This window comes from Dietzia sp. B44, assembly GCF_014145245.1.
Lineage (GTDB): Bacteria > Actinomycetota > Actinomycetes > Mycobacteriales > Mycobacteriaceae > Dietzia > Dietzia natronolimnaea.
Window position 1 is genome coordinate 1 of the sequence record NZ_JAALEF010000289.1, and the last position, 3,688, is coordinate 3,688.

General features: G+C 69.0%; 4 protein-coding genes. 1 reads left to right on the forward strand and 3 read right to left on the reverse strand.

What is annotated here, in order from left to right:
- Nucleotides 1-265: 265 nt before the first annotated feature.
- Nucleotides 266-1,309 (reverse strand): class II fructose-bisphosphate aldolase, encoded by a 1,044-nt coding sequence (fbaA, locus tag G6017_RS10165; RefSeq protein ID WP_182611228.1) that lies wholly within the window; start codon nucleotides 1,307-1,309, stop codon nucleotides 266-268.
- Nucleotides 1,310-1,440: 131 nt separating this feature from the next.
- On the opposite strand from fbaA, the gene G6017_RS10170 reads away from it, so the two are divergent.
- Nucleotides 1,441-2,136, forward strand: coding sequence for a VTT domain-containing protein (locus tag G6017_RS10170; RefSeq protein WP_524536280.1), 696 nt, complete (start codon nucleotides 1,441-1,443; stop codon nucleotides 2,134-2,136).
- Between the two features lie 3 nt (nucleotides 2,137-2,139).
- Here the strand turns inward: G6017_RS10170 and G6017_RS10175 are convergent, their stop codons facing one another.
- Both G6017_RS10175 and G6017_RS10180 read right to left on the reverse strand, forming a co-directional pair.
- Entirely contained in the window at nucleotides 2,140-2,829 is a 690-nt protein-coding gene (locus tag G6017_RS10175; protein ID WP_182617212.1) for a TrmH family RNA methyltransferase, read from the reverse strand.
- Complete coding sequence (locus tag G6017_RS10180) at nucleotides 2,826-3,659, reverse strand: SDR family oxidoreductase (protein ID WP_182617214.1); 834 nt, start codon at nucleotides 3,657-3,659, stop codon at nucleotides 2,826-2,828. Before G6017_RS10180 ends, G6017_RS10175 begins: the two co-directional genes overlap by 4 nt.
- Between the last annotated feature and the right edge of the window lie 29 nt (nucleotides 3,660-3,688).

Consider the following 3,688-nt stretch of genomic DNA (forward strand, 5'->3'; position numbering starts at 1 on the left):
CGAACGCCGCCGAACTCGTCGTCGTCATCATCGGATCCACCACCGCACCCCCCTGCGCCTATCGAACTCGCCACCATTCGAACGTGTGATCCATCTTATCGCCCGGGGCGGAATAGCACAAGTGTTCGATCCAGAATTGCCGGGCATGGCGCCCAGACCACCCGGTGATCACACGACAGCGGCGCCTCTCCACTGGAGGAGAGACGCCGCTGGTGGCACCGACCCCGTCGGGTCGCCGTGAGTGTGATCAGGCCGAAGCCGCTGGTCAGGCAGAGGCGCCCTTGGACTTGCCGGCCGACTTGAGGTCGTTGCACGCCTCGACGACCCGCTCGGACATCCCCTGCTCGGCCTTCTTGAGGTACGAGCGCGGGTCGTAGACCTTCTTGTTGCCGACCTCGCCGTCGATCTTCAGGACGCCGTCGTAGTTGGCGAACATCTGACCGGCGATCGGGCGGGTGAACGCGTACTGCGTGTCGGTGTCGACGTTCATCTTGATGACGCCGTAGCTCAGCGCCTCCTCGATCTCGCTCTTGGCCGAGCCCGAGCCGCCGTGGAAGACGAAGTCGAACGGCAGGTCACCCTCGTTGAGACCGAGCTTCTCCACCGCGACCTCCTGGCCCATCTTGAGCACCTCGGGACGCAGCACGACGTTGCCCGGCTTGTAGACGCCGTGGACGTTGCCGAACGTCGCGGCGAGCAGGTAGCGCTGCCCGGTGTTGCCGGCCCCGAGCGCGTCGATGGTCGCCTCGAAGTCCTCGCGGGAGGTGTAGAGCTTCTCGTTGATCTCGTTCTCGACACCGTCCTCCTCGCCGCCCACGACGCCGATCTCGATCTCGAGGATCTGGTTGGCGCTGGCCGTCTTCTCGAGGAGCTCCTTGGCGATCTCGAGGTTGCGGTCGAGCGGGGTGGCCGAGCCGTCCCACATGTGCGACTGGAACAGCGGGTTACGCCCGGCGTCCACGCGCTCCTGGGAGATCCGGATGAGCGGGCGCACGAAGGTGTCGAGCTTGTCCTCGGGGCAGTGGTCGGTGTGCAGCGCGACCAACACGTCATACTTCTCGGCCACGATGTGCGCGAACTCGGCCAGCGCGACCGCGCCCGTCACCATGTCCTTGACGTTCAGGCCGGACCCGAATTCCGCTCCACCCGTGGAGAACTGGATGATCCCGTCCGAGCCCGCGTCGGCGAATCCCTTGATGGCCGCGTTGATGGTCTCGGAGGAGGTGCAGTTGATCGCGGGGTAGGCGAAGCCCTCCTTGCGAGCCCGGTCGAGCATGTCCTTGTACTGCTCCGGGGTGGCGATAGGCATTGACGATCCTCCAGATTTCGGCACTGTGACTCATCCCATCCTACGAGGTACCGCGAGGTGGCGGGCCCCGGAGGACCAGCGGGGGCACGGTTTCAGCCGTTTCCCAGCAGAGCGGGTCTACGATTCCCGAGGTGAACACGCACCTGGTGGCCGAACAGGCCCAGCACGTCCTGGCGCTCGGTCCCGGATTCATGGACCCGGAGTTCTGGCTGTCCGGCGACGGACCGTTCGGCAACGCGATACTCCCGGCTCTCCTCGCCGTGGTCTTCATCGAGTCCGGTCTGCTGTTCCCGTTCCTCCCGGGCGACTCGCTGTTGTTCACCGCGGGGCTGCTCACCCAGCAGGACAACCCCTTCGCACCACTGTGGGTGGTGCTGGTGGCCGCCCCGATCGCGGCGTTCCTCGGCGACCAGGTGGGCTACTTCATCGGCAACCGGTGGGGCCACCACCTGCGGGAGCGGCCGGACGGGCGGATCTTCAAGCAGGTCTACATCCGCGAGGCCCACGAGTTCTTCGACAAGTGGGGGCCGGCCACGATCATCCTGTGCCGCTTCGTGCCGATCGTCCGCACCTACGCGCCGCTGGTGGCGGGCATGGCCGGGATGCGCTACCGCGTGTTCGTGCTGTTCAACATGGTGGGTGCGGTGTTGTGGGCCGCGGGGGTGACCGCACTCGGCGCATGGTTGGGGCAATTCGCGCTGATCAAGGAGCACATCGACCTGATCCTCATCGGGATCGTGCTGATCTCGGTCATACCGATGGCCGTCACCGCCGGGCCGAAGCTCGTCGACCGCATCCGCAACGGGCCCTCCGCGCCGGCGGTCTGAGCCTCAGCCGTCCGCAGCGTGCTCGCGGACCCACGCGTGCATCGCGATCCCCGCGGCCACGCCCGCGTTGATGGACCGGGTCGAGCCGAACTGGGCGATCGACACCGTCCTCGCCGCCCGCAGGCGCGCGTCAGCACTGACCCCGGGGCCCTCCTGACCGAACAGCAGCACGCACTCGCGCGGGAGCCGGGCGGTCTCGAGCGGCTCGGCGCCGGGGAGATTGTCGACGGCGACGACCGGCACCCCCTCGGAGTCGGCCCAGGCCATCAGCGCGGCCACGTCCTCGTGGTGGCGCAGGTGCTGGTAGCGATCCGTGACCATCGCCCCGCGGCGGTTCCAGCGACGTCGCCCCACGATGTGCACCTCCGCCGCGAGGAACGCGTTGGCCGTCCGGACGACGGTGCCGATGTTGGCGTCGTGGCCGAAGTTCTCGATGGCCACGTGGAAGGGGTGCCGCCGGGTGTCGAGGTCGGCCACGATCGCCTCACGCCGCCAGTAGCGGTAGCGGTCGACCACGTTGCGGCGGTCGCCCGAATCGAGCAGGTCCGGATCCCAGTGGTCGCCCGTGGGCCGCGGCTCACCGGGGTGCTCGAGCTCCCACGGGCCCACCCCGACGAGGCCTTCTCCCCACTCCGTCGGCCCGGCAGCGGGATCGACCGTCGCCCCCTCCGGGTCGGCAGCGGGGTCGCTCACGAGGTGAGACGTCGATTGACCAGCCTGATGACCCGCCCCGGCCCGATCTGGGACGCCAGGTACATCGCGGTGGCCTGCGTGCCCACGGGCCGGTGGACCTCGCGACCGAGCACGCCGCGAATCCGACCCAGCACCCCGGACGGGGTGCGCCGCGTCTGTTCGGCCAGCCCGAGGATCTCGCCGGCCACGTCGGCCTCGGTCAGGCGGACGCCCATGTTCCGCATCCCGGCGGTGTCGACGCCCTCGAGCATGCCGGTACCCACGTAGAGCGGCCACACCGAGCACACCCGGATGCCCTTCGGACCCCATTCGAGGTCCAGCGCCTCGGTGAGCCCACGGACGGCGAACTTGGTGGCCGAGTACACGGCCATCTCGGCCTGGCCGTAGATCGCCGAGGCCGAACAGAGGTTCACCACGGTCGGGGCCGGGGCCTTCTCCAGGTACGGGAACGCCGCCCGGCAGCCGTACATCACGCCCTTGATGTTGACATCCACCAGCGCCGAATCGCGCTCGTAGCTCGCGTCCGTGAACGGCATCCCGTACAGCAGCCCGGCATTGTTGACCAGGACGTCCAGCGCGCCGCCGGAGCGGTCGGTCAACTCCGCCAGGGCGGACTCCCAGGCGGCCGGGTCCGTGACGTCCAGTGCGCCGGTGACCACGCGGTCATCCCCCCGCGCCCACTCGCACGGTTCCAGGTCGAAGGCACCCACGAGATAACCGGCGTCGGCGAATCTGCGCGCGGTGGCCTCGCCGATCCCGCGACCGGCGCCGGTGATCAGGACCGTGCGGATCCCGGTTCCACCCGGCGAACCCGCGCCGGCAGCGCTCATGCCGACCGCCCGGCCGTGCGGGCCGCGGC